We start from the raw sequence: 24970 nt of genomic DNA on the forward strand, positions 1-24970 counted from the left end.
ACCACGCGCAACCCCCCACCAGAGCACCATCGATGAGGAGGACCCCTCGGATGGCACTGTCTCGTGATGCCGGACTCCGCACCCAGGACCGCGCACGGCGAAGAATCTCCCCCCTCGGTGCCCTCGGCACCGCCGTCACCGCCGCTCTCCTGCTGAGCGCCGTCACCGCGCTTCCGGCGACCGCCGCACCCGACCGGGCGGAGGGACCCATCCTGAACGCCGGGGCCCCCGGCACCATCGACAACAGCTACATCGTGACGCTGCGTTCCGGCGAGCGGGCGAACTCCGCCGCGGGCAAGGCGCTCGCGAAGGAGTACGGGGCGACCATCGAGCGCACGTACACCAAGGCGCTCAACGGCTACGCGGTCAAGGTCTCCGAGGCGCAGGCGAAGAAGTTCGCCGCCGACCCGGCCGTGGCCAGCGTCTCGCAGAACCGGACGTTCACCATCGACGCCACCCAGGTCAATCCGCCCTCCTGGGGCCTCGACCGGATCGACCAGCGCAATCTGCCGCTCGACAGCCGGTACACCTACCCCGACGCGGCCGGTCAGGGCGTCAACGCGTACATCATCGACACCGGTGTACGTATCTCCCACAGCGACTTCGGCGGCGCCGCCAGCAACGGCTACGACGCCATCGACAACGACAACATCGCCCAGGACGGCCACGGCCACGGCACCCATGTCGCCGGTACCGTCGCGGGCAACGCCCACGGTGTCGCCAAGAACGCGCACATCGTCGCCGTCCGGGTGCTCAACAACGCCGGTTCCGGCACCACCGCGCAGGTCGTCGCCGGTATCGACTGGGTGGCCCGTAACCACGTCAAGCCCGCCGTCGCGAACCTGAGCCTCGGCGGCGGGGTCGACCCGACCCTCGACGCGGCCGTCCGCAACGCCGTCGCCGCCGGTGTCACGGTCGCCGTCGCCGCGGGCAACTCCAACGCCGACGCCAACAACTTCTCGCCCGCGCGGGTCACCGAGGCGCTGACCGTCGGCTCCACCACCAACACGGACGCCCGCTCCAGCTTCTCCAACTACGGGACCGTGCTGGACCTCTTCGCGCCGGGCACCTCGATCACCTCGGCGTGGAACACCACCGACACGGCCACGAACACCATCTCCGGTACGTCGATGGCCGCCCCGCACGTCGCGGGCGCAGCCGCGCTGTACCTCCAGGCCAACCCGAACGCGACACCCGCGCAGGTCTCCGCCGCGCTGGTCTCCGCCGCGACACCCAATGTGGTCGGCAACCCGGGTCCCGGCTCGCCCAACCGGCTGCTCAACATCGGCAGCGGCCCCGTCGTCCCGCCCGGTCCGCGCTTCGAGAACCTGACCGACTACGCCATCGCGGACAACGCCACCGCCGAGTCGCCGCTCGCCGTGAGCGGGGTCGCGGGCAACGCCCCGTCCTCCCTCGCCGTCCCGGTCGTCATCCAGCACACCTACATCGGTGACCTCCAGGTCCAGGTCGTCGCCCCCGACGGCACCGCGTACACCGTGAAGGCGTACGGGGAAGGCGGTTCCACGGACAACATCAACACCACGTACGTCGTGAACGCCTCCTCCGAGGTGGCCAACGGCACCTGGCGGCTGAGGGTCAGCGACAACGCCGCCGCCGACGTGGGCAAGATCGACTCGTGGGCGCTCCAGTTCTGACGGACGCGTCCGGCGGACACCTGAACGAACGGGGCGCGTGACACACGGGCTCCACGTCACCGGCCGGTCGACCGGCCGGTGACCGTCCGTCCGTCACCACGCCCCGTCCCGTACTCCTCCTCGTCCTCGTGGAACGGCTCCGGGTCACCGACCCAGCCGGCCGCGAGGACGAGGCGCGTCGCGCGGTGCACGGCCAGAAAGCCGAAGGGCCGGTCGAGATCCACCTGGACCTCGGTGGACAGGTACCGGGTGCGCGGCACACCCCCCGCGACGCCGCTGAACGCCGTGACCGCCGCCGCCCGGAACCCCAGCGGCCCGAACGTCGCGGTCGCCGTCTGGGCCGCCGCCGAGATGGACAGCGGCCTGCCGCTCATCCCCGGGAAATGACCGCGCCGCTCGTCGAGTGCCGCGCCCAGCCCGAACACCTCCGGCAGTCCGGCCAGATCATGGGTGGCGTCCACGGTGAACGCGGCGGTGCTCACATGCAGCTCCGGCGGCGTCGGCCGCTCGGTGCGGACCCGTTCCACCGTGATCCCGGGCCCCGGCCGCCCGAACGGAAGACGGTCACCGGTGATCAGGGCATCGCGACGGGCCAGCAGATCCACGCCGGCCGACAGCACCCCGGCGGGGTCCGCGTCCGGCTCCCCGAGCAGCAACTGGACGTCGATGCCGTTCGTCCCGAGCACCCGCAGCCGGGTGAGCGCGCCGACAGGGGTGTCCGCGACGGCGAGCCGGTCGAGCAGGGCGGTCGTCCGCGTCAGACCCCGTACCGTCAGCTCCCGCCACGGCCCGGACTCCGGGCACAGCGCCCCCTCTTCGAACGGGCGCAGCCACTCGGTCCGCAGCGTGAGCGCCGCCGCGAGGACCAGTTCCGTGTCCGGCTTCGGCTGTACGGGCAGCGCGGTGATCTCCCCGTCGGTGCGCCGGGCCGCCCACGCGTCGAGGGCGGCGGCGTCCCGGTCGCGGTCGCCGGTGAGGACGCCGTGCGTGTGGTCCGGCAGGCCGCGCAGCCAGGAGTCACGCAGGCCCAGCGTCCGTACCGTCCACAGTCCGACGGCCGCGCGCAGCCCCGGGGCCGTGCCGAGCAGCCCGAGCAGTTCCCGCGCGCGGGTGGCCGCTTCGGCGGGCGGTATGCCGGTGGCGTCGGCGAGTTCGGTACGGGCGCGGCCGGTCGCCGCGCCGCCGAGCAGCGCGAGCAGGGGCCAGACACAGGCCCCGGAGAGGACGGTTCCCGTGGGCCGGGCCGGACTCGGGAGCGCGGTGCGGGGGGATTTCGTCCTGGGTCCGGGGGAGGCCGGTGTGGTGTGGGGCGCTGCGGCTCCTGGTTCGGCGGACGCTGCCGCGGTCCGGGCGGTTTCGGTCCCCTGGGCGGGAGGGGCCGGTGTGGTGTGCGGTGCTCCGGCCCCGAGTTCGGGGGAAGCCGCCGCCCAGCGCGAGGTCAGGCTGTTCACCGCGTGGATCGTCGCCGTCGTGGCCCGCATGTCGTCCCCGTCCCCCCGCCGCATACGATGCGTGGGCCGTCGGGGCGGGTCGCCGCCGACACGGCCGCCCCCGCAGACCCTCACCTCAGGAGCACCGTACCCGTGTCCATACCGCCGCCGCCCGGACCGGGCAGCCCGCAGCAGCCATGGGCACAGCAGCCAGGTCCCCAGAGCGACAACCCGTTCGCGCCTCCGGCGGCGGGCGGTCACCCGGGCCAGGGACAGGCGCCCGGCGGGTACCCGGAGCAGCCGCAGCACTCGCAGCAGCCGCCCGCCGGTTACCCGGGCGGCCAGTACGGTCCTGGTGGTCCCGGGATGCCTGGTGGTCCGGGGATGCCGGGCGCTCCGTACGGGCCCGGTGGTCCCGGGGCGCCCGGCGGTCCGCCTCCGCACTGGACCGGGTACGGGTACGGGCCCCCGGTGCGGCCGCCGGTCGACGGTACGGCGATCGCCGCGCTGGTCTTCGGCATCCTGTGCTTCCTGCCCGCGGTCGGGCTGATCCTCGGCGTGGTCGCGCTGTCGCGCGTCCGCCGTACCGGTCGGCGTGGCAAGGGCCTGGCCGTCTCCGGGATCGTCCTGTCGACGCTCGGCCTCGTGCTGCACCTGCTGATGCTGGTCAGCGGTGCCTGGAGCGACTTCGCCGAGGGCTTCCGGGAAGGGATGCGCGAGGCGTCGTACAACGCCTTCTCCGTCGGCAAGGGCGAGTGCTTCGTCACCCCGGACGGCGGTCTCGAAGGGCTCACCTACGACGTGACCAAGGTGCCGTGCGCGAAGGAGCACGACGGTGAGGCGTACGGCAACTACCTGGTGAGCGGCGGCAAGAGCGCCCCCTACCCGGGCGACGACCCGATCGCGACCGAGGCCGACGAGGAGTGCTACCGGCTGCGCGCCGACTATGTGATGGACAGCTGGGCGCTCCCGCAGAACGTCGACATCTACTACTTCACCCCCACCCCGGAGAGCTGGAAGCTGGGCGACCGCGAGGTCACCTGCATGTTCGGCAGCTCCGACGGCAAGAACCGGCTGACCGGGACACTGCGCGACGACCCCGCCATGCAGGACGCCGACCAGTTCGTCTACCTCGAAGCGGCCGGCTACCTGGAGGAGGCGCTGGAGGCGGTGCCCGAGGAGACGTACGTCGAGGACGACCTGCCGGGTCACAAGAAGTGGGCCACGGAGGTGTCGGACGCGCTGGAGAAGCAGGCCGGCCGGCTGCGCGACCACGACTGGCCGGAGAAGAACTCCGGCGTCGTCGCCGCCCTGGTCAAGGATCTGGACAAGGCGCGCGGCGAGTGGGACGGCGCCGCGCGGGCGAAGGACTCCGACACCTTCTACATCCACTACGACGAGGCCATGAACCTGATCGAGGACGAGCGCGCGGTACCTTCCCGCGCGTCGCTCGGGCTCACCACGACACCGCCGCCGGATCTGTCGGACACCGAGGAACCAGGTGCGGGTGCCACGGGTGGTTCGGGGGACTCTTCCGGCTCCGGAGCGGCGGTCTGACGGAGTGCCAGTCCGACGGCGCTGTCCGACGGGGCGGCGGTTCGTCGGGCGCTCGGTGAGGCCGTCGGGCGGGGGACGGTTCGCCGGTGCGGTGCGGTGCGGTGCGGTGCGGGTGCGGGTGCGGGTGCGGGTGCGGCCGGCCGGTCAGGCGTGGCGCGTTCAGGCGGGCCGGCCAGGGGGGCGGGTGCGGCGATACGCCGTGCGTAACCCACGGATACGCCCTGCGTAAAGGCAAGTCATCACTTCGAGTGATTCTCTGGCCTCTGCTTGCGGATGGCGACATACGGTTGCGACGCTGTTGCTGTCTGTCGATCTGATGGGAGTGGCCAGTGACTTTCGGGGAGCAGCCGGCGTATCTGCGGGTCGCGGGTGATCTGCGCAGGAAGATCGTCGACGGTTCCCTGCCGCCGCACACCCGGCTCCCGTCTCAGGCCCGTATCCGCGAGGAGTACGGGGTCTCGGACACCGTGGCCCTGGAGGCGCGCAAGGTCCTCATGGCCGAGGGCCTGGTGGAGGGCCGGTCCGGTTCGGGGACGTATGTGCGGGAGCGGTCCGAGCCGCGCCGGATCGCCCGCTCCGGGTACCGCCCGGCCGACGGGGCCACCCCGTTCCGTCAGGAGCAGGCGGACGGCTCCGCGCGGGGCACCTGGGAATCCCGCAGCGAGCAGACCGAGGCGGGGCGCGAGACCGCCGACCGGCTCGGGATCAAGCCCGGTGAGCGGGTGATGCGTACCCAGTACGTGTACCGGGACGCGGGCGAGGCCATGATGCTGTCCACCTCCTGGGAGCCCCTGGCCCTCACCGGGCGGACCCCGGTGATGCTGCCCGAGGAGGGGCCGCTGAGAGGGATGGGCGTCGTGGCGCGGATGGCCGCGATCGACGTGGTCGTGGACAACGTCACGGAGGAGGTCGGTGCCCGGCCCGGGGTGGCCGAGGAGCTCCTCGCGCTCGGTGGGGTGCCCGGACACGCGGTGATCGTCATCCGCCGCACGTTCTTCGCGTCCGGCCTCGCCGTGGAGACGGCGGACATCGTGGTCCCGGCGGACCGCTACCAGGTCTCGTACCACTTGCCCGTGCGGTAGGGCCGGACCGCCGGTCGCCCGCCTGTGAGGGTGGACGGCCTGCCGGTGCGGTGGGGTGGGCCGCAGAGACACCCTGAAGCCCCCATACCTGCCCGCTGCCGGGCCCCGCGCGACCCGGGGCGGCTCCGCGCCGGGGGCGGGTTCCGGCCTTTCTCCGGGGCCGGAACGCGTGGTGATCGGTGGGGGCGGGTGCGTCGGCGGGGTGTGGGTGATGGGGGATTTTGTGCTGACGTACGCAGCGGAAGGAATCTGCGGGTGGCGCCCGGCGCTTGCCCACGGCGGTGGAACGCCCACAAGGGGGCGCACGGGTTCGCGCACGCCCCCTTGGCGTTGGCTGGTTGCGTACCTCTTCGTAAAAACTCGTATCCGCTGTGTGAAGGTCGGGCGTAGGCTCAGGCATATGCAGATTGCGGTTTCCTTGGTGAACGGAGCACGGAGCGGGCCGCGTACGGGACGGGAAGGGGCACGATGACCGAAGGTACGGCCACCTCGCCCTGGGTCGTGATACGCGAGGACGGCAACGGCAACCGCTATCGGGTGGGGCGCTACGCCACCCGCGCGGAGGCCCAGAAAGCCGCCGACTCCCTCGCCGCGGGCGGTCCTCAGCAGATGTACTGGGTCGAGCGCGTCCCGCCGAACGGCGGCCCGGTGCTCCCGTAGCCATCGGCCCTGGCCCGCGCCTCGCCGGACGCACCGCGCGGGTGCGTCCCGGCCGCGCCACGTTCCCGGTGAACGCCCGCGTAGGGTCGCCGGTATGAGTGAGCGCGTGGTGGTGGTCGCGGGGGCCCTGTACGACGGTGAGCGGTTGCTGGCGGCCCGGCGCAGCGCTCCCGCCGAGTTGGCCGGACGGTGGGAACTGCCGGGCGGCAAGGTCGAGCGGGGCGAGTCGCCCACCGACGCCCTCGTCCGTGAACTCCGCGAGGAACTCGGTGTGGATGTCGCGCTGCTGGCGCGCGTGCCCGGCGAATGGCCCCTCAAACCCGGCTATGTCCTTCAGGTGTGGACCGCGCGGGTGCTCACCGGGGAACCGCGTCCACTGGAGGACCACGACGAGGTCCGCTGGCTCGGCCCGGCGGAGACCTGGTCCGTCGACTGGCTGGAACAGGACGTCCCGGCGGTCCGGGAAGTGCTGCGCTCACGCGGTATCCAGCCCGTTCCCCCCGGTGGGTGAGGGAGCGTCCGGAGCTGGACCCCGGGCCGTCCGAAAGGGCGGGCGACGGGCCGGTTGACGGGTCGATTGACGGGCCGGGTGACGGGTCGATCGGTCGGTCGATCGACGGCGGGCCGCAGGCTGGCGCGGAGCAGGTCGCCGGACCGGTCGCCGGGCTGGTGCGCGGCGCCGAGCTGGTTCACGGCGCCTTGAGGGTGCGTGTCATCACTCTGTGCGCCCCGCGTGTGCGCCGTGCGCGCTCTTTCTCCTTCTGTGCGCCCTCGACGGGATAGGTCAGGTCGTATACCGGGTATGTGCCCTTTGAACCCTTTGTTCCGGACGGCCCCGCAGGGGACCAGGGAAGTGATGCGGCGTGCTGGACACCAAAGCCGACCGGGTCGAGTGGAGCTTCCCGGCGGACCCCGGTGCCGTACGGGACGCTCGCGCGCGGGTGCGCCGACAGCTCCGCGCGTGGGACCTCGCACCCCTGGGCGACCTCGCCGTCCTGCTCGTCAGCGAGCTGGTGACCAACTCCCTGCGATACGCCTCCGGCCCCATCCGCGTAAGCCTCGTACGCCCCTTTCACCCCTCCGGTGCCCTGCTGGTCGAGGTCTCCGACCCGCTCCCCGCCGCCCTGCCGAAACCGCCCCCCGGCCATCAGGCCGACGTCGATGACGAGGGCGGACGGGGGCTCGGACTGGTCGCCTCCACATCCAGCCGATGGGGCACACGCCCTGGCAGCTCGGGGAAGACGGTGTGGTTCGAGCTGGCCCTCCCGGGTTAGAAGGGAGAGAGGGTGCCGGTCGGTCCTGACCGGGCCGAAAACTGTCGGGACCGAGCTGTGATCGTGAACACCGTGTTCTGCGGGGCCGTAGTGCTGGATACTGCGGGCAGCCGCCACCGGTGACCGGTACCGGACGCGGTGAGCTGGAGGGGACGGTTCGCGTGAGCGAGATACCAGCGCAGGCCACTGTGCCCGGTCATTCGTCGGAGGACGCGATGGAGGGAACGCGAGGTGACGTGATCTGGCAGATCAGTCCGCCCGGTTCGCTCTACGACTACATCAAGGTGGCCTCCTTCTCGATCGGACCCGACGGGCTGATCGAGCAGTGGAGCACCCGCGCCGAACAGCTCTTCGGGATCGCCGCGGCGCACGCCGTGGGCATGGACCCCATCGACGCGTTCGTCCCCGCCGAGCTGCGCGAGCGCGGCCGGCGGACCATGAAGCAGATCCTCGACGGCCGGGAATGGACCGGTTCGGTGCCGTTCCGGATGCCCCCCGAAGCGTCCCCCGCAGCCCCGCCTGCCCCGCCCGCCCTGCCGGTCCCGGGCGCCACCGGCGCACCGTCAGGCAGGCCCGGACCCAACGGTCCCACCGGGCCCAGGCCCGGACCCAGGCCCGGCCCCACCGGACCCAGGCCCCCCCGCGCCACCGGTCCCAGCGGCTCCAGCGGCTTCACCGGGGACTACGTGGCCCCCGGCAGCGTCGGCGTCGCCGAGTTGTACGTCATGCCCACGGAGAACGCGAAGGGCGAACGCGCGGCCGTCTGCATCGTCGTGGATGTCCAGGCCCTGCGCCGGATCGAGACCGATATCGCCGCCTCACAGGCGATTTTCGGTCAATCGCCCTTCGGTTTCGCGCTGTTCGGTACCGATCTGCGGGTACAGCACGCCAACCGGCAGTTCGCGGCCGTCTTCGGCGGCAGTACCGATGAGCACCGGGGCCGTACCGTCCACGACTACCTGCCGCGCCAGGAGGCCGACCGGATGGCCGCCGCGCTGCGCCGCGTCCTCCAGACCGGGGACGCCGTCACCGATATGCAGATCGTCGGCCCCGCGCCCGGCTCCGGCGACCGCCGCCACTGGTCCATCAACCTCTACCGCGTCCACAGCGGCGCCGGACGCCCCATCGGGGTCGCCGGACTCGGCACCGACGTCACCCGCAGGCACGCCGCCGCCCGCGAGGCCGCGCACGCCCGCCGTAACCTCGCCCTCCTCAACGAGGCCGGTTCCCGGATCGGGAACTCCCTCGACATCGAGGCCACCGCCCGCGAACTCCTCGACGTCACCGTCCCCGGCTTCTGCGACCTCGCCGCCGTCGACCTCTACCAGGGACTCCTCGACGGCGACGACACCCCGCCCGGCCAGTGGAGCGTCCCCGACACCGGAAGCGGCGGCGGCAGCGGCGAACTGCGCCGGGTCGCCTACGCCAGCGCCGTCGCCGACGCCCCGTTCAGCGACGGCTCCGCCGCGCCCGTCAAGGTCGGCGCGATGCACCACTACGGCTTCGCCTCCCCGTTCGCCGAAGCGCTGCGCTCCGGGCGCCCCCGCAACATCCCCGGGGAGCCGGGCGGCCTCGTCCGCTCGACGCTCGCCGTGCCGATGGTCGCTCATGACACGGTCATCGGACTCGTCCAGTTCACCCGGACCAAGGGCAGCGAACCGTTCAACGAGCGCGACCGCGCCCTCGCCGGTGAACTCGCCGCGCGGACCGCCGTGTCCATGGACAACGCGCGCCTCTACCGGCGCGAGCACCAGCGCGCGCTCATCCTCCAGCGCTCCTTGCTGCCCCCGGACAACCCGGTGGCCGCCGGACTCGACATCGCCTGCCGCTACCTTCCCGGCAACACGGCCACCGAGGTCGGCGGCGACTGGTTCGACGTCATCGAACTCCCCGGTCACCGCACCGCGCTCGTCGTCGGCGACGTCATGGGACGCGGGCTGCGCGCCGCCGTCGCCATGGGCGAACTGCGCACCGCCGTACGTACCCTCGCCCTGCTCGACCTCGAACCGGCCGAGGTGCTGTCCGCCCTGGACGAGATCGCGCGCGGCCTCGGCACCCCCGGCGGCGTGCAGCAGGCTACGCGCGTCGCAGCCCGCCAGGCCCGCGACGCCGACCTGTCCGAGGTGTACCTCGCCACCTGCGTCTACGCCGTCTACGACTCCGTCACCCGCCGCTGCACCTTCGCCAACGCGGGACATCTGCCGCCCGTGATCGTGGAGCCCGACGAGACGGCCCTGATGCTCGACGTACCGCCCGGGATGCCGCTCGGCGTCGGCGGGGAGCCCTTCGAGGAGGTCGAGGTCGAACTCCCCGAGGGCGCGCTGCTCGCCCTCTACACCGACGGCCTCGTCGAATCCCGTGACCAGCCGCTGGACGAGGGCCTCCAGGCGTTCCTCGGCGCCCTCACCGAACCGGCCCGCCCCCTGGAGGACGTCTGCGACCACGTCCTCGGCACGCTCGACACCCATCACGGCGAGGACGACATCGCCCTGCTGATGGCCCGGGTCCAGGGCCTGCCCGCCGAGTCCGTCGGCGACTGGTCGCTGCCCCGCGAACCGCAGAGCGTCGGCCGCGCCCGTGAGTACGCCCGCGCCCAGCTCCAGTCCTGGAACCTCGAACCGCTGGTCGACACCACCGAACTGCTCGTCAGCGAACTCGTCACCAACGCCCTGCGCTACGGCGAGGGCGAGATCAGGCTACGGCTGCTGCTGGACCGCACCCTCGTCTGCGAGGTCTGGGACGCCGGCCTGGTCCAGCCGCGCCGCCGCCGCGCCCGCGCCACCGACGAGGGCGGCCGGGGACTCCAGCTCGTCGGTCTGCTGAGCGCCGCGTGGGGCTCCCGGCGGACCCCCCGGGGCAAGACCGTCTGGTTCGAACTGCCGCTCCCGAACGGTGACGACGACCCGATCGACGTGGCGGAAGCGCTCATGAGCATGTTCTGAACGCCTCGCGTTCTTCGCGGTGAGCGGTGAGCGGTGAGCTGTGTGCTGGGTGCCCGTGCGGCGTGAGCCCCGTGAGCCGTGAGCCCCGTGTGCCCGTGCCGCGTGGCTCCGTGACGTGAGTGGCGCCCCGCCCAGCGCCGAACCGGCCTGCGTCGAACCGTCTCGCCCCGCCCCGGACCCGGCACCGCTCACCGCGGCGTCCGTACGACCAGCCTGCGCGCAGCACCTCGGGGCGCTCATGTGCCGGACTTGAGCGCGGCCAGGCGGGCCTCCACCTCCGCCGTGTCCCCGAGCCCGTCCAGCCGTTCGAACTGCGCGTCCAGCGACGACGAGGCCAGCTCCTGACGGCCGAGCGCCCTGGCCTCCTCGCGGCGCACCTTCTCCTCGAAGCGGCCCAGTTCGCTCGCCGGGTCGAGGACGTCGATGCTCCCGGCCGCGTCCATCATCTTGTTCTGCGCCTGCGCCGTCTTCGCGCGGGCCACCAGCTGATCGCGCCGTGACTGGAGCTCGCCCAGCTTCTCCCGCATCCGGTCCAGCCCCGATCTGAGCTGTGCGACGACCTCGCTCTGCCCGGCGATCACCGGCTCCGCGTCCTTCGCCTCCCGCTCCGCGGCCAACTGCCGTTGCAGGGCGACCTTCGCCAGATTGTCGAAGGTGTCCGCCTCGGCCGTGTCGCCCGCGCCGCGCAGTTCGTCCGCCTTGCGGCTGGCCGCGAGCGCCTTGCCGCCCCACTCCTGGGCCGCGACCACGTCCTCCTGGTGGTCCTGCTCCAGCATCCGCAGATTCCCGATCGTCACCGAGACGGCCTCCTCGGCCTCGCGGATGTTGGCGGTGTAGTCGCGGATGAGCTGGTCGATCATCTTCTGCGGGTCCTCGGCCTGGTCGAGAAGGGCGTGGATGTTCGCCTTCGCGAGCTGGGTGACTCGGCCGAGCACGGTCTGCTTGCTGGTCATCGGGATCCTTCCGGTGAGGTGTCCGGTGGGTGGGGCCAAGGGGAAGCGGATGGGGCGGGCCGGGGTGCGGGTGTCGTCAGAACCGTCCGCCCCCGCTCCTGCGGCCCCGGGTCGAGCCGCCGCCGAAGCTGCCGGGTCCGGGTCCCCCGCCGAGTCCCCCGAAGCCCCCGAACCCGCCCCGGCCGCCACCCGGGCGCCCGGATCCGCCGAGCATCCCGCCGAGGATGATGCCGCCGAGCATCGCGCCGACCGCCCCGCCGCCCCCGCCGCCGGAACGCCCGTCGTACGGGTTCCCGTACGCCCTGACGTCCTGTTCGGCGAGCGACCGGGCCTCCCGGGCGAGGGCGTCGGCCCGCTGGGCGTGCCCGAGCGCGTCGGCCGGGGCGGGGGCGGCGCCCGGCGCGCCCTGGGCGAGCGACAGATGCCGCTGCGCCTCCGCGAGCCGGGTCCGCGCGCCGGAGCCGACCCCGCCGCGGTGCGTGCTGACGAAGTCCGCGGCGGCGCCCACCGCGCTGCGCGCGGTCAGCAGCGCCTGGTCGAGCAGCGACCGCGCGCGGTGGTCGGCGGCCTCCCGCTCCCGCGCCCCCGCCAGCGCCTCGTCCAGCGCCGCGTCGGCCTCCTCCAGCCTGCGCAGCGCGTCGATGGGGTCGTACGGGCCCGCCGCGCGTTCCGCCGTCACATCACGCAGGACCGCCTCCGCCCGGGCGATCCGGCCGTGCAGTTCCGCCGTCGACACCCCCGCGACCGTGCCGTCGAGCATGCCGCGCGCGTCCGCGAGGTCCGTCGTCGTCTCCGTCAGGGCGGCGGGCACCGCGCGGTCCGCCGCGTCGAGTTCACCGGCCAGCCGTTCCACCGCCGTCACGAACGTCCCCGCCTGGTCGACGGCGCCCTCGGCCGCCCTGAGCTGGACGGCCGCCCGGCCGTTGTCCCCGGCGGCCACCGCCTCCCGGGCCGCCGTCAGGCTCGTCCCCGCGAACACCAGCCGGTCCTTGGCCTGCTCCACATGGCCCGCGACCGGCGTCGCGGCCCCGGGGGCGTACCGGGCGGTGAGCGCGTCCAGCGTGCCGCGCGCGGCCTCCGTGCGACCGCCGACCCGCTCGTACACCGAGGTCGCGTGCTCCAGCGCCTCGGGCGCGGTCCGCTCCAGGGCGCGCAGCCGGTCGAAGGCGTCCGACTCGGCGTCCAGCCGCCGGTCGGCCTCCGTGCACCGGGCGACGATCTCGTCCAGCATGCGGCGCTTGGCGGCGTCGTCCTCCGGGAACGCGTCGTCGAGCTGCTGACGGAGCCGGAACGCCGCCGTCAGCTCCGCCCGCGCGTACGCCAGCGCCTCCTCGAACGGACGGGCGGCCTCCTCGCCGAACTGCGCCGTCGCGAACCCCAGCTCCTCGGCGCTGGTGCGCACCGCGTCGTCCGTCTCCACCAGCAGCCGGCGGGCCCGCCCGTCCAGCTCGGGCAGCGGCAGCGGCCCCGGCGCGCCCGCCGCGCTCCCGACCCGGCCGCCGCTCTTCGGGCCGCCGCCGCGGCGGCCCCGGCGGATCACGGCGTACGCGGCAAGCGCGCACGCGCCGCCCACCGCGACCACCGGCAGGACCAGGTCACCGGTGGCGATCTGCCGCTCCCCGCTCCCGCCGGGGTCGGGGTCGCCGGGGGTGAGGGACTGGGTGGGCACCGGCTGTCCGGCGAGCACCGCGTCCATGCCGTTCGCCGCGCCGACGGCCGCGCCCGCCCAGTCGTTCTCGCGCAGCGCCGGTTCGACCGCGGTGCGGGCCACCCGGGTGAGCTGCGCGTCGGTGAGACGTACTTCCTGGTCCACCGAGTACGCGTACTGCCGGTCGTGGGTGGCGACCGCCAGCAGTACGTCGTCCAGGCCCAGCCCGCCGCGTTGCGCGGTCGCGTCGGCCCAGCCTTGCGGGGAACGCCCGGAGAAGTCCCGTACGTACACCACGTAGAGCTGGATGCCCTGGTAGCGGTCGAGCCTGGCCAGCGCGTCGGCCACCTCGCCGGTGCGGTCGCCGAGGGCGCCGACCTTGTCGGTGATCTGTCCGGTGCGGGAGAGCGGTACGGGTTCGTCCGCCCGGGCGGACGCGGCGGTCACCAGCAGCAGCCCGCACAGCGCGCCGAGCACCGCCACCGCCCTGAGCAGGGGCGCCATGACGGGCCGGGGGGTCACCAGGTGCGCCCGGTGACCTTCCTGGCGGACGGGATGCGACGGGGCCGAGCCCCGGGTCGGCGTCACATGGGGGAGCGTATGGCCGGATATGCCCCACCGCGACCGGATCGCTCCGGAGGTGGTCCCGTTCCCGGGGCGCTGTCAGCGGAGGCGCCGCCGTTCCGGCCGCGTTGTCAGTGGGGTCGGGCATGCTTGCCGTCATGACGACCACCGAGACGCTGATCGACGTCTGGCGGCGGCTCCTCGCCGACCCCCGCAAGACCTGGGTGCTGTTCGAACACGGCACGTGTGTGGTGCTGCCGGACCCGACCGGTGATCCGACGGCCGGCGCCGTCGAGGTGCTGAGCCGGTTCGGTCCCGTGGCCGCGGGTTCCGTCGCCGGTGACTTCGGGGTGATAGCGCCGGACGCCGCCGAGGGCTGGGTGGTCACGGGGCATCACCCGGACGTCCTCACGTACGTCTTCCCCGACGAGGTGCCCGACCCCGAGCCCACGGAGCTGGCCATAGGTCTGTACGGGCGCACCAAGCGGGGTCTCGACGGCGCCGCCCTCCACGCGGTCCATGTGGAGGACGGCCGGGACTGACGTCGATACGGCCTACGGTCACGGCCACGGGCACGGGCACGGGCACCGCGAGGTTCACGGCTCCGGCCACGGCCAGGGTCACAGTCACCGCGCCGTCAGGTTCACGGCTCGGGCGGGGGCCGCCGCCACGGCCCTGGCCCTGACTCCGGCCCCTGGCCCCAGCCCCCAGCCCGGGTCCTGGCCCGTAGGCTCAGATGCTGAAGCGTTCCCGCGCCAGCAGCGGACGCACCCGTGAGGCGAAGCCGCCGGTCCGGAAGGGCCGCTGGAGCAGCCCGGGACGCAGTTCCTGCGCCAGCGCGGCGACGATCATGCCCTGGTCCAGGGCGAGGACGAAGTCGCTGACCCGGCCGGTCCGGACGTCCACCGTGTCGCGGAAGCCGTAGCCCTCGTGGTACGCGCCGAAGTCCCGGGCGAGCGCCTTGAGGTTGCCGATCGCCTCGCCGCGCGCCTGCGGCAGCGCGAGGAAGGAGGCGTGCGGGGTGACGACCCCGAGGGACTGGTAGCCCTCGGTCTGCATCCCGATCGCGTCCACGCCGTACTCGCGGTAACCACCCTCGGGGATGTTGGCCGGGGAGAAGCCCCAGTACCCGTACTTCTCCTCGATCAGCCCGTGCTCGATGTGGCTGCGTACATAGTGGTCGTGGGTGACGCCCCAGGCGCGGGGGGACCACTGCGACTCCGGGACGAACAGCGGCACCATCAGCGCCTCGAACATCGACCCGCCCCAGGTGGGCACGAGATTGCGGCCCCGGTGGGTGTAGTGGCCGTTCCACACCCGGACCCCGTCGACGGTGACGTACTCGCCCTTCGGGGTCTGCTCCTGCTCCCACTCCGGCAGCATCGTCCGGTACATGCACCAGTAGTGCTGCGAGGGCAGCGAGCCGTCCGCGATACCGAGATAGCTCGCCATCCGGGGCTCGGTGTTCAGGGCGCCGTAGTGGTGCGGGGTGGGCTCGTCGGTGTCGGTCCAGATGCCGCCGCGCAGCTGGCCGGGGTTCTTCGCCGGGTCGGCCGCGTCGTACGGCGTGTAGAAGGCCGACCAGTCGGCGGTGGAGAGCAGCCTGGCGACACGGCGGCGCAGCGAGGGGTCGGCGTCGGCGGCGATCCGCAGTCCGGTGACGAGCCACGCGTTGTCGACGGAGGAGAGGAACGGGCGGACGGGGTCCCCGGTCTCGGGCCAGCGGGTGAGCGTCGAACCGTCGTACGCGTCGTACCAGTTGAGCCAGAAGCCGCGGTGCCGCTCCAGCTTCTCGACGGCGGCGACGGTCCGGGCGAGGCTCCGGTGCATCGCGCCCCGGCCGATCACGCCGAGTCCGGCGGCGGCGACCGTGGACCACAGTCCGCAGCCGATGTTGGTGGGCGAGGTCTGGCGGGAGGGCACCGGGCGGCCGGGCTTGCTGATGTCGGCCTTGTCGGCCGTCAGACCGAAGTCCGTTGTCAAGGCCTCGATCGAGTGGAACGTATCGCGGAACCAGGTGCGGAGCAGCGGTGTATCAGAGGTATGAACACGGGACGGAAGACGGTGCGGGGCGGCCTGCGCGGCCGGGGCGCCGGCCAGGGTCAGGGCGGCGGCCCCGCCTCCGGCAGCGGTGAGGAACGAGCGACGATCCATCGAAATGCGGTCCATACGATTCCAGCTCCTGAGGTCAGGTGGTGGCGGCGTGGATACGAACTTCTGAAGCGCCTACGCCCCCGCCGCGCCTCCGACGGCCCGTCACCACCGTTTCCACCGGCGGGTGTCCGGGGGCCGGTCGGTACGGGGGTCACCCCTGCTTCGGGGGCGCGGGGTGGGGCTCGGGCGGGCGAGAGGTGCCCGGGGGGACGCCGGTACGGCAGGCTCCCCGCACCTCGGAGGTGCGGGGAGCCGTGCGGGCGGGCGAGGGATGTCCGGGGGCCTGCCGGTACGGGGGCCGTCGGCGCCCCGGGTGCGGCGGCGGTCCCGCCCGCACCCGGCGGCGAAGGCCCCCGGGTCCCGCAGACCCTCGCGGGACTACGCGGAGGGGAACTCCCGGGTGCGTCCGAGCCCGCCGAGCCACTCGGCGGAGGGCTTGGCGGTCCGTTCGAACGTCACCGGGTCGTAGGAGATCAGCCCGAACGTCGGCTTGAAGGAGCCCCACTCGTAGTTGTCGAGCGCGCTCCAGTGGAGGTAGCCACGGATGTCGAGCCCGTCGCGCAGCCCGGCCTCGACCTCCGCGAGCGCGCCCTTCATGTAGTCCAGCCGTCGGCTGTCGTCGGCCGTGGCGATCCCGTTCTCGGTGACGATGAGGGGTACGTCGCCCACGACCGCCGCGGTGTGGCGCAGCGCGTACCCGACGGCGGCGGGGTAGTACTCCCAGGAAGTCAGGGTCCGCTCCACGTCCGCGGGCGCGGGGAGCGGGCCGTCGAGCCCGATCCGGGTGCGGGTGTAGGACTGGACGCCGATCCAGTCGTCGCCGCGGGCGGCCTCGATGAAGACGTCCTCGCGGGGGTGCCGGTAGGCCGCGGTGACCTCCTCGGCGCCGACCAGCGACTGGTACACCTGATTGGCGACGGTCCAGCCGACGTTGATGTCGGGGTTGATGGCCTTCACGGCCTTCACGGCCGCGTGATGGACGGCGATGATCGCGTCGGTCGTCTCCTCGTCCGGGGTCGGCAGCCCGGCCGGCGGGAAGCCGGTGTTCCCGGCCTTCGCCGCTCCGGCCATCACGGCGATCATGTTCGGCTCGTTGATGGTGCAGACGTGGTCGACGCCCTCGGCGATGACGGGCGCGGTGGCCTCGACATAGCGGGTGAAGAGCTCGACGGCCCTGTCGGCGGTGAAGCCGCCCAGGTTCTCGAACCACTGCGGGACGGTGAAGTGGTGCAGGGTCACCATCGGGCGCAGCCCGCGCTCGATGGCTCCGTCGACCATGCGCCGGTAGTGGGCCAGCTCGGCGTGCGAGAAGCGGCCGGGCGCGGGCTCGATCCGGGCCCACTCGATGCTGAAGCGGTAGTCGGTGAAGCCGAGTTCCGCGAGCAGGTCCATGTCCTCGCGCCAGCGGTGGTAGCTGTCGGCGGCGTCGAGGCTGGGCTCCTGGATGTGGGAGGTGCCGCTGTGCTCCTTGCGCCACCAGTCGCTGTTCACGTTGTTGCCTTCGATCTGGTGGGCGGCGGTGGACGCCCCCCAGAGAAAGCCTTCGGGGAACCGTGTCGGGGCGTGCGTCATCGTCCTGTCTCTCTGATGGAAGCGGGCGGGGCCCGGCCGGCGGCGGGCGTCAGCCCGGTGTGCGGGGGGCTGGGAAGGGTCGGTGGGCTACTTCATGCCCGCGGTCGCGATGCCCTGGGTGAAGTGGCGTTGCAGTACGGCGAAGACGAGCAGCACCGGCAGGACGATCAGGAAGGACCCGGCCATCAGCATGCCGTTGGAGCCCGCCGACTGATTGGGGTCGGTGGCGAAGGTGGCCAGTGCCACCGGAAGGGTGTACTTGTCGGGGTCGTTGGTGGCGATCAGCGGCCATACGAAGTTGTTCCAGGACCCGAGGAAGGTGAAGATCGTCAGCGTCGCGAGGGCGGGCTTCACCAGCGGCATCACGATCCGCCAGAAGATGTACCACTCGCCGGCGCCGTCCATCCGGGCCGCTTCCAGCAGCTCGTCCGGGATCGACTGCATGAACTGCCGCATCAGGAAGACCCCGAAGGCGCCCGCCGCGAAGGGCAGGACGAGCGCGGCGTAGGTGTCGATGAGCTGGAGCTTGCTCATGAGGACGAACAGCGGCAGCAGCATCAGATTGCCGGGCACCATCAGCGCGCCGAGGACCAGCCCGAAGACCTTGTTGCGTCCCGCGAAGTGCAGCTTGGCCAGCGCGTAGCCGAGCATCGAGCAGAAGACCAGGTTGGAGACGGTGACCAGGGTCGCCACCAGCAGGGAGTTCAGGAAGTAGCGCGGCAGGTCCAGCCGGTCGAGCAGCCGCTCGAAGTTCCCGAGCGTCCACTCGGTGGGCAGCCACACCGGCGGGGACGCCGTGAGGTCCTGGTCGGTCTTGAAGGCGGACAGCGCCATCCACAGGAAGGGGGCCGCCATGATCAGCAGACCCAGCGAGACCAGCAGATAGAGCAGCGGCCTCTTCAGCCGGGAGCCGGTCCCCCGGGAGGGTCCCGCGGCCTTGGAGGCGCCGGGCCCGGGGGCGGCGGGCGGCGAGGGAGCGGCGGGGGGACGCGTCGCGGTGCTCATTTGGTGTTGTCCTTCAGCAGCCGGAGCTGGAGCACGGTGATGCCCATGATCACTACGAAGAGGACGTACGCCATCGCGCTCGCATAACCCATGTGGAAGAAGTTGAAGCCCTCGCGGTACATGTTCAGCGAGACGGTGAGCGTGCTGTCCGAGGGGCCGCCCTGGGTCATCACGAAGGGTTCCTCGAAGACATTGAGGTAGCCGATCGTGGTGATCACGGTCGCGTACAGCATGGTGGGCCGCAGCAGGGGGAGGGTGATCCGGCGGAACTCGTGCCAGGGCCCGGCGCCGTCCAGCTTCGCCGCTTCCCGCACCTCGGTGGGGATGGCCTGGAGTCCGGCGATGAACAGCACCATGACGGTGCCCATGTTCCGCCACACGGCCATCAGGATCAGTGAGGGCATCGCGAGCTTCTCGTCACCGAGGAAGTCCGGGGCGGTGAGCCCGACCTCGGAGGCGAGCCCGGCGACCAGTCCGTCGGCGGGGTCGAGGACGAAGCGCCACACCACGGCGACGGCCACGATGGAGGTGACCACGGGGGCGTAGAAGCCGACCCGGAAGAAGGTGCGCGCCCGGTCGATCCCGTTGTTGAGGAGCACGGCGACCAGCAGGCCGAGCCCGATGGTGAGCGGGACACCGACGACGACGAAGTAGCCCGTGTTGAAGAGGGACTTGAGGAACTTCTCGTCGCTGAAGAGCTTCGTGTAGTTCTCGAAGCCGATGAACTCGGCGTCCAGCGGGTTGGTCACATTGCGCAGCCCGAAGTCGGTGAAGCTCATGAGGAGCGTCGCGAGGATCGGGAAGGCCATGAAGACCGTGAAGAGGACGAGGAAGGGGGTGGAGAACAGCCAGCCGGCGAGGTTCTGCACACCCAGGCGCGGCTTGCCGCGTCCGCCGTCCTTGCGCGTGGTCGACGGGCCCCGCGGGCCGGGCTTGCCGCCCGGCCCCGGTGCCGTCTTGGCCGCGTCGGGCGCAGCCTGTCCGGTCGTGGTGCTCATGACGGCTACTTCACGAGACCTTCGACCTCGGACTGGGCCTTCTTCGCCGCGTCCTCGGCGGACTCCTTGCCCTGGGTCACGGCCTCGACGGCCGAGTCGACCTTCGAGGTGATCTCCGACCACTGGGGCAGCGGGGGCGAGTTCTTCGCCGTCTCCATCTGCTCGCGGAAGACCTGGAGGTTCGGGTCCTCGGCGAGGGGGCCGGACTCCCAGGCGGCGGTGGCGGCGGGCAGGTCGCTGGTCCGCTTGAACCAGTCCTCCTGGCCCTTGGTGTCCGTCAGGTACGTGATGAACTCCTTGGCGGCGGCCTTGTTGTCGCTGTCCTTGGAGATCACCAGGCTGGAGCCACCGGCCATGGACACGGACTTCTCACCGGCCGGGACCTTGGCGACGGCCCACTTGCCGGCCAGGTCCGGGTACTGGTCGTTGAGGAGCGTCATGATCCAGGGGCCGGAGAAGAACATGGGCACATCGCCCTTGTTGAAGTCCTTGGTCACGTCATAGCCGGGCTGGACGCTCTTCTTGGCCAGGCCCTTGTCGAAGTACGTCCCGTACTCCTCGAAGGCCTTGACCGCGGCGGGGCTGTCGATGACCGCCTTGCCGTCCTTGTCGATGATCTCGCCGCCCGACGAGTACAGGAAGGGGTAGAAGGACTGCACGGTGTCCAGACCGCTCGGCTGGATGTTCAGGCCCCACTTGGTGCCGGCCTTGTCCTGGTAGGCCTCGGCGGCCGACCGGAGCTCGGACCAGGTGGCGGGCGCCTTGTCGATGCCCGCCTCCTTCGCCAGGTCGGTGCGGTAGTAGAGGACACGGGTGTCGACGTACCACGGCACGCCGTACACCTCGCCGTCCACGACGCCCTGCTCCCAGCTCGCCGGGAAGAAGTCCTTCTCGTCGAACACCTTGGTGTCGACGGGCTCCAGCGCGCCGATCTCGGCGAACTCGCCCATGTAGGTCCCGCCCATCTGCGCGATGTCGGGCAGGGTGCTCGCGGCGGCGGCCGAGACCAGCTTCTGGTGGGCGACGTCCCAGCCGACGGGCGTGACCTTGACGTTCACGTTCGGGTTCGCCTTGGTGTACTCCTTGGCGACATCCCCGAGCTTCTCGCCCTCGGCGCCCATGGCCCAGACGGTCAGGGTCTGCTTCGCGTCGGCGGCCACACCCTCACCCCCCGAGCTTCCGCAAGCGGTGATTCCGAACGCCGTCGCAAGGGCGATGGCGACCGTGGCGGTTCTGGCGGCGCGGTGCATGGACGGCTCCTCCTTGAGCTTCCCGGACGTACCTGGCATCCCTGACTGCTTTCTCCGAAGACCCCTGAATGTCTTGCGGATACCCCGGATGCCGGTCCGGATGTATGCGCTGTCTGTAAGCGCATACATCACTCTGCGACAGTCGCTCGGGGATACGCAAGGGGGCTTCACATCACACTCCGGTAACGGAGGCCGGGTGGGTCGGTGGGGGTGTGCGGCGGAGGTGATCGCATGGTGGGGGGCCGGTGTGGGGGTGGAGGTCCGGACGGGCAGATTTATGCACCTTGCACGCTAGGCGGGATGTTTACGTACCGAAAGGGAATGTGGCGCAAAACGCTTCCACAGGACTCTCTTTCCGCAGGTCCGGACGGTGGCCGTACGGTGCCGGGGTGTAGCCGGGGCGGTCCCGGGGCGTAGCGGGTGCGGGGGTGCGCGTGCTCCGTGGCTCGGATGACGGGCGGTGCACGGACTGCGGTGCGCTGTCCGGGGTGCGGGTCGGGGCGCCGGAAAAAGCCTTTGCGGGGAGGTCGGCCCGCGGTGATCCTGCCCCTATGACGCCGACGCGCCCCGGTGAGCACCCCGTACGCATCCGTCACTACGAGGACCGTGACTGGGAGGCCGTCGCCCGTATCCATGACGCCGCCCGGCTGGACGAGCTGCGCGACTCCGTCGGGGTCGAGGCGTTCCTCACCCTGGAGCGGACCGCCGAGACCGAGGGGCTCTTCGACGGTGAGGTCTGGGTGGCGGAGGAACCGGACGGCCGCGTCGTCGGATTCGTGGCGCTGGCCGACGACGAGGTCACCTGGCTGTACGTCGACCCGGCCGCGTACCGCCGGGGCGTCGGTGCGCGGCTGCTGCGGTACGCCGTGGAGCGGGGCGGTCCCCGGATCGGGACCACGGTCCTGGTGGGCAACGCCGCCGCCCTCGCGCTCTACGAGCGGGAGGGTTTCGCCATCGTCGAGACGAAGTCGGGAAAGCTGGAGGGCAACGAGTCCTTCGCCGCGAGCGGACACATCATGGAACTGCGCAAGTAGCCCCCGCGCGTGCCCGAATGGGCGCGGGCTCGCGCACCCGGGCGAATCCGGCCCGGGGCGGGTGGGCCCAGCGGCGGCGGCCCTGGCATGCGCCCCCGAAGAGGCGGGGCATGGGCCCCCGAAGGGGCGCGGGGAACTGCGCACCCCCGTCGGGCCCGCACGGGAGCAAGTGCGTTCACCGTCCATGACCTCAGGGGCGCGGGGAACTGCGCACCCCCGTCAGGCCCGCATGGGAACAAGTGGGTTCACCGTCGGAGACCTCAGGGGCGCGAGGGACCGCGCACCCGCACGGGACCGGCCCGGGGTAAGCGGACTCACCAGCGCGGGACCGGCCTAGGGCAGGTGGACGAACCCGTGAGGGACCAGGGGTGCGGGGACGGGCGCGAACCCAAGGTGGACCGGGGCGGGAGGCGGGCTGGGGCGGGAGGTGGGCGTACCCCGCTCGTGCCTGTCCGTGCGGCGTGCCCGTCCGGGGTGCGTGCGGCGGTGACGGTACCCGGGGTCAGGAGGGCGAAGGGGCGTCCCCCGGGACGGGCGGCGGTGCGCCGAGGGCGCGGAGCGTCGCGGTGCGCAGCGCGGCCGCGCCCTCGTCCGCCGACATCCGCCCCGCCGCGACCTCGTGGCCCGCCGCATGGCCCAGCGCGGTCACCACGGCGACCAGCCACGCCGCCGGGGGAGCGGGGTCGAACTCCCCGTCCCGCTGGCCCCGTTCGACGAGCCGGGTGAGCCGGGCGTCGACGGGCTCGTGCAGCGTCTCGCTGGACCCGCCCCGGACGGGGTCCGTACCCGCCTGGATCACGACCGGGTTCCGGCGGAACAGCCGCCAGCCGATGTCCTGGAGCCGCGTCAGCGCCTCCGCCGCCGGGCCCTCCTCCAGCCCCGCCTCGTCCATCGCGGCGACCGCCTCACCGGTGACCCGTTCCGTCACCGCGCCGACCAGCGCGTCCCGGGAGGCGAAGTGGGCGTAGACCGTCTGGCGGGTCACACCCGCCGCCGCGGCGATGTCGCGCATGCCGGCGTCCGGCCGCTCGGCGAGCAGGGCGGTCGCCGCGTCGAGGACGGCTGCCCGGCTGCGTTCGGCGTCGGCCCGTCGGGGCCGGGGGGCGGGAGAAGCGGTGGACGGCATGAATTCTTACACCCTTGTCAAAGTTGATTCCCGCGCATACCTTACTACTCGCGCACCTCTTACATGCATGTAAGAGATCGCGCGCCGACCCGAACTCTGCCCCAGCCCCAGCCCGACGGAGCTCCCGATGACCGTGCCCGACCTCCTGGCCACCGAACCCGAACGGTTCCTGACCGAGTTCTTCGCCTCGCTGACGGAGGACGTCCTCAGCGGCGACGACGATCCCGGGGGACCGGTCGACCGGCACTTCACCCCGGACATCGTGCAGATCAGCGATGGCATCGCGCTGACCAGGGAGCGGCTGGTCGCGCATATGCGCCCGGTCCGCAGGAACGCCGTCGAGTGCCGGTACGAGATGCACGAGGTGCTCGCGGTCGGATCGCGGGTCGCCGCGCGGTTCACCCTGCACGCCCGGATGCGCAAGGGCCGGACCCTCGCCACCGAGGTGCACTTCATCGGTGACTTCGCCCCGGACGGCCGGATGCGCCGGGCCCATCAGCTCACCCGCGCGCTGCCTGGGCCGGTCGAGGGGGAACGGTGACCCGGTCCGTCGCGTACGCCGTACCGGGCATGGTCTGCGGCAACTGCGCGGACCTGATCACCGAGGAGGTGTCCCGGATCGCCGGGGTGACCGGGGTGTCCGTGGCGGTCGAGGCCGGAACCGTGACGGTCACCAGCGACCGCCCCCTGCCGCTCACGGAGGTCCGCGCGGCGGTCGAGGAGGCGGGCTACGAGATCCAGCACCCCTGACGCCCCCGCCACCGGGCCGGAGCCGGACCTCGTTCCCGCCGAGCGATTCAGCCCAGCCCAGCCCAGTCCAGGGCAAACCAGCCCAGCCCAGGACAGGGCATGACAGATTGGGACAGTCCAGCCCAGGACGGGCAAGGTGATCCACACCCCCGCCGCCCCCCGCCGCCCCCCGCCGCCCCTCCCCCCGGCCGGGACCTACGCTCCGACCATGCCCGCCCCCGACCCCCGCCCCGAACCGGCCGCCGACCCCGGCCCCCCGGACCACTCCACCGGATCCGAGATCCCGGGGTTCGTGCACGAATATCCCTTCGACCCGGCCTACGGCTACACGCCCGCCCGGCTGCTCGGCGTTTCCGCGCCCCCGGCGCCCGCCGGGTTCGACGCGTTCTGGCGGGCGCGGTACGCGGCGGCGCGAGCGGTCGCGCCGGAGCCCCGGGTCGGTCCGGTGGAGGTGGAGGACGAACGGGACGGCGTCCGCGTCCGCCGGGTCACCTACGCCTCCACCGGAGGCATCCGGACCGGCGGCTGGCTGGTGCTGCCCGCCGACGGGCGGGCCGTCACCCACGGATTCGTGATCGGGCACGGGTACGGGGGCCGGGACACCCCCGCGCCGGAGCTCCCGCTGCCGCTCGCCGGGGCCGCCGCCCTGCTGCCCTGTGTCCGGGGGATGGGCGCCCTCGGACGGCTGCCGGGCATCCCGGACACCGCCGACGCCCATGTCCTGCACGGGATCTCGGCACGGGACACCTATGTGCTCGGTGACTGCGTCGCCGACCTGTGGTGCGCGGCGTCCGCGCTGCTGGAACTGGTACCGGAGCTGGCCGGGCCCGGCGCCCCGCGCCTCGGGTACGTGGGGGAGAGCTTCGGCGGGGGGCTCGGGGCGCTGGCCCTGCCGTGGGACGAGCGGTTCGGGGCGGCCCAGCTCACCGTGCCCACCTTCGGGAACCATCCGCTGCGGCTGACACTGCCGTGCGTGGGCAGCGGCGAGGCGGTCCGCGCCCATCGGGCCGGGCACCCCGGGGTGACGGAGGTCCTCCGCTGGTACGACGCGGCTACGGCGGCGACCCGGCTGCGGACCCCCACCCTCGTCGCCCCCGCGCTGTTCGACCCGGCGGTGCCGCCGCCGGGACAGTTCGCGGTGTGCAACGCCCTCGCCGGGCCCCGGGAACTGCATGTGCTGACGGCCGGGCACTTCGAGCACCCGGGGACCCGTTCCGAGTACGCCGCGCTGGACGCCGCACGCCGCCGGTTCTTCGCCACCTGGCTGGTCGCGGACGAGAAGCTCTGACCGTCGACCGCTGCTCACGGGCCTCCCG

The 24970-nt window shown here is 72.6% G+C and carries 21 protein-coding genes; 12 read left to right on the forward strand and 9 right to left on the reverse strand.

What is annotated here, in order from left to right:
• The first annotated feature begins 50 nt into the window (after positions 1-50).
• On the forward strand, positions 51-1655 hold the full coding sequence (locus AB852_RS06890) for a S8 family peptidase (protein WP_073784552.1): 1605 nt from the start codon (positions 51-53) through the stop codon (positions 1653-1655).
• A gap of 56 nt (positions 1656-1711) precedes the next feature.
• On the opposite strand, the gene AB852_RS06895 is transcribed toward AB852_RS06890, so the two are convergent.
• Positions 1712-3136, reverse strand: a complete 1425-nt coding sequence (locus AB852_RS06895; RefSeq protein ID WP_073784553.1) for a serpin family protein — start codon at positions 3134-3136, stop codon at positions 1712-1714.
• 102 nt (positions 3137-3238) lie between these two features.
• Here AB852_RS06895 and AB852_RS06900 point away from each other — a divergent pair, with 102 nt between their 5' ends.
• The 6 genes from AB852_RS06900 (at position 3239) to AB852_RS06930 (ending at position 10600) form a co-directional block, all read left to right on the forward strand.
• A complete protein-coding gene (locus AB852_RS06900; protein WP_073784554.1) occupies positions 3239-4642 on the forward strand; it encodes a DUF4190 domain-containing protein in 1404 nt (467 codons plus the stop codon).
• 329 nt (positions 4643-4971) lie between these two features.
• Complete coding sequence (locus tag AB852_RS06905; protein WP_073784555.1) at positions 4972-5724, forward strand: GntR family transcriptional regulator; 753 nt, start codon at positions 4972-4974, stop codon at positions 5722-5724.
• A gap of 468 nt (positions 5725-6192) precedes the next feature.
• Positions 6193-6384: an SPOR domain-containing protein gene (locus tag AB852_RS06910; RefSeq protein WP_073784556.1), complete on the forward strand. Its 192-nt coding sequence runs from the start codon at positions 6193-6195 to the stop codon at positions 6382-6384.
• A gap of 94 nt (positions 6385-6478) precedes the next feature.
• Positions 6479-6895 carry a (deoxy)nucleoside triphosphate pyrophosphohydrolase gene (locus tag AB852_RS06915; protein ID WP_073784557.1) on the forward strand — a complete coding sequence of 139 codons (417 nt, stop codon included), beginning with the start codon at positions 6479-6481 and terminating at the stop codon, positions 6893-6895.
• A gap of 352 nt (positions 6896-7247) precedes the next feature.
• Positions 7248-7658, forward strand: coding sequence for an ATP-binding protein (locus tag AB852_RS06925; protein ID WP_073784559.1), 411 nt, complete (start codon positions 7248-7250; stop codon positions 7656-7658).
• 215 nt (positions 7659-7873) lie between these two features.
• Positions 7874-10600, forward strand: a complete 2727-nt coding sequence (locus tag AB852_RS06930) for a SpoIIE family protein phosphatase (protein ID WP_342748468.1) — start codon at positions 7874-7876, stop codon at positions 10598-10600.
• A gap of 236 nt (positions 10601-10836) precedes the next feature.
• Here AB852_RS06930 and AB852_RS06935 read toward each other — a convergent pair whose 3' ends face one another.
• Together AB852_RS06935 and AB852_RS06940 are read right to left on the reverse strand one after the other, a co-directional pair.
• On the reverse strand, positions 10837-11553 hold the full coding sequence (locus AB852_RS06935; RefSeq protein ID WP_073784560.1) for a PspA/IM30 family protein: 717 nt from the start codon (positions 11551-11553) through the stop codon (positions 10837-10839).
• Between the two features lie 76 nt (positions 11554-11629).
• Positions 11630-13705, reverse strand: a complete 2076-nt coding sequence (locus AB852_RS06940) for a TPM domain-containing protein (RefSeq protein ID WP_073785568.1) — start codon at positions 13703-13705, stop codon at positions 11630-11632.
• Positions 13706-13923: 218 nt separating this feature from the next.
• Between AB852_RS06940 and AB852_RS06945 the strand changes: the two genes are divergently transcribed.
• Positions 13924-14307, forward strand: a complete 384-nt coding sequence (locus AB852_RS06945; RefSeq protein ID WP_073785570.1) for a hypothetical protein — start codon at positions 13924-13926, stop codon at positions 14305-14307.
• 190 nt (positions 14308-14497) lie between these two features.
• Here AB852_RS06945 and AB852_RS06955 read toward each other — a convergent pair whose 3' ends face one another.
• The 5 genes from AB852_RS06955 to AB852_RS06975 all read right to left on the reverse strand — a co-directional run bounded on the left by AB852_RS06955 (position 14498) and on the right by AB852_RS06975 (position 20744).
• Positions 14498-15919, reverse strand: a complete 1422-nt coding sequence (locus AB852_RS06955) for a glucoamylase family protein (protein ID WP_073785572.1) — start codon at positions 15917-15919, stop codon at positions 14498-14500.
• A gap of 378 nt (positions 15920-16297) precedes the next feature.
• Entirely contained in the window at positions 16298-17491 is a 1194-nt protein-coding gene (locus tag AB852_RS06960; protein WP_073784562.1) for a glycoside hydrolase family 1 protein, read from the reverse strand.
• An 87-nt stretch (positions 17492-17578) separates the two neighbouring features.
• Positions 17579-18496, reverse strand: coding sequence for a carbohydrate ABC transporter permease (locus AB852_RS06965; RefSeq protein WP_079184341.1), 918 nt, complete (start codon positions 18494-18496; stop codon positions 17579-17581).
• Entirely contained in the window at positions 18493-19494 is a 1002-nt protein-coding gene (locus tag AB852_RS06970; protein ID WP_073784563.1) for a carbohydrate ABC transporter permease, read from the reverse strand. The genes AB852_RS06965 and AB852_RS06970 overlap by 4 nt, the downstream gene beginning before the upstream one ends.
• A gap of 5 nt (positions 19495-19499) precedes the next feature.
• The gene (locus tag AB852_RS06975) at positions 19500-20744 is read right to left on the reverse strand and encodes a sugar ABC transporter substrate-binding protein (protein ID WP_073784564.1); all 1245 of its coding nucleotides are present in this window, start codon (positions 20742-20744) and stop codon (positions 19500-19502) included.
• Positions 20745-21295: 551 nt separating this feature from the next.
• Here AB852_RS06975 and AB852_RS06980 point away from each other — a divergent pair.
• Entirely contained in the window at positions 21296-21778 is a 483-nt protein-coding gene (locus AB852_RS06980; RefSeq protein WP_073784565.1) for a GNAT family N-acetyltransferase, read from the forward strand.
• A gap of 502 nt (positions 21779-22280) precedes the next feature.
• Here the strand turns inward: AB852_RS06980 and AB852_RS41300 are convergent.
• Positions 22281-22904: a TetR/AcrR family transcriptional regulator gene (locus AB852_RS41300; RefSeq protein WP_073784567.1), complete on the reverse strand. Its 624-nt coding sequence runs from the start codon at positions 22902-22904 to the stop codon at positions 22281-22283.
• 127 nt (positions 22905-23031) lie between these two features.
• On the opposite strand from AB852_RS41300, the gene AB852_RS06990 reads away from it, so the two are divergent.
• From AB852_RS06990 to AB852_RS07000, 3 genes are all read left to right on the forward strand, one after another.
• Positions 23032-23445: a nuclear transport factor 2 family protein gene (locus AB852_RS06990; RefSeq protein WP_073784569.1), complete on the forward strand. Its 414-nt coding sequence runs from the start codon at positions 23032-23034 to the stop codon at positions 23443-23445.
• Positions 23442-23654: a heavy-metal-associated domain-containing protein gene (locus tag AB852_RS06995; protein WP_218623233.1), complete on the forward strand. Its 213-nt coding sequence runs from the start codon at positions 23442-23444 to the stop codon at positions 23652-23654. The genes AB852_RS06990 and AB852_RS06995 overlap by 4 nt, the downstream gene beginning before the upstream one ends.
• 208 nt (positions 23655-23862) lie before the next feature.
• A complete protein-coding gene (locus AB852_RS07000) occupies positions 23863-24942 on the forward strand; it encodes an acetylxylan esterase (protein ID WP_079184417.1) in 1080 nt (359 codons plus the stop codon).
• The last annotated feature ends 28 nt before the right edge of the window (positions 24943-24970 follow it).

The sequence above is a fragment of the Streptomyces uncialis genome (genome assembly GCF_001905345.1).
In the GTDB taxonomy this organism is placed as follows: domain Bacteria; phylum Actinomycetota; class Actinomycetes; order Streptomycetales; family Streptomycetaceae; genus Streptomyces; species Streptomyces uncialis.

What these genes read in the sequence shown, in the direction of transcription:
- AB852_RS06890 (WP_073784552.1), top strand. Translation starts at nt 51, where the DNA reads ATGGCACTGTCTCGTGATGCCGGACTCCGCACCCAGGACCGCGCACGG.
- AB852_RS06895 (WP_073784553.1), bottom strand. Translation starts at nt 3,136, where the DNA reads ATGCGGGCCACGACGGCGACGATCCACGCGGTGAACAGCCTGACCTCG.
- AB852_RS06910 (WP_073784556.1), top strand. Translation starts at nt 6,193, where the DNA reads ATGACCGAAGGTACGGCCACCTCGCCCTGGGTCGTGATACGCGAGGAC.
- AB852_RS06915 (WP_073784557.1), top strand. Translation starts at nt 6,479, where the DNA reads ATGAGTGAGCGCGTGGTGGTGGTCGCGGGGGCCCTGTACGACGGTGAG.
- AB852_RS06930 (WP_342748468.1), top strand. Translation starts at nt 7,874, where the DNA reads ATGGAGGGAACGCGAGGTGACGTGATCTGGCAGATCAGTCCGCCCGGT.
- AB852_RS06935 (WP_073784560.1), bottom strand. Translation starts at nt 11,553, where the DNA reads ATGACCAGCAAGCAGACCGTGCTCGGCCGAGTCACCCAGCTCGCGAAG.
- AB852_RS06940 (WP_073785568.1), bottom strand. Translation starts at nt 13,705, where the DNA reads ATGGCGCCCCTGCTCAGGGCGGTGGCGGTGCTCGGCGCGCTGTGCGGG.
- AB852_RS06945 (WP_073785570.1), top strand. Translation starts at nt 13,924, where the DNA reads ATGACGACCACCGAGACGCTGATCGACGTCTGGCGGCGGCTCCTCGCC.
- AB852_RS06955 (WP_073785572.1), bottom strand. Translation starts at nt 15,919, where the DNA reads ATGGATCGTCGCTCGTTCCTCACCGCTGCCGGAGGCGGGGCCGCCGCC.
- AB852_RS06960 (WP_073784562.1), bottom strand. Translation starts at nt 17,491, where the DNA reads ATGACGCACGCCCCGACACGGTTCCCCGAAGGCTTTCTCTGGGGGGCG.
- AB852_RS06965 (WP_079184341.1), bottom strand. Translation starts at nt 18,496, where the DNA reads ATGAGCACCGCGACGCGTCCCCCCGCCGCTCCCTCGCCGCCCGCCGCC.
- AB852_RS06970 (WP_073784563.1), bottom strand. Translation starts at nt 19,494, where the DNA reads ATGAGCACCACGACCGGACAGGCTGCGCCCGACGCGGCCAAGACGGCA.
- AB852_RS06975 (WP_073784564.1), bottom strand. Translation starts at nt 20,744, where the DNA reads ATGCACCGCGCCGCCAGAACCGCCACGGTCGCCATCGCCCTTGCGACG.
- AB852_RS06980 (WP_073784565.1), top strand. Translation starts at nt 21,296, where the DNA reads ATGACGCCGACGCGCCCCGGTGAGCACCCCGTACGCATCCGTCACTAC.
- AB852_RS41300 (WP_073784567.1), bottom strand. Translation starts at nt 22,904, where the DNA reads ATGCCGTCCACCGCTTCTCCCGCCCCCCGGCCCCGACGGGCCGACGCC.
- AB852_RS06990 (WP_073784569.1), top strand. Translation starts at nt 23,032, where the DNA reads ATGACCGTGCCCGACCTCCTGGCCACCGAACCCGAACGGTTCCTGACC.
- AB852_RS07000 (WP_079184417.1), top strand. Translation starts at nt 23,863, where the DNA reads ATGCCCGCCCCCGACCCCCGCCCCGAACCGGCCGCCGACCCCGGCCCC.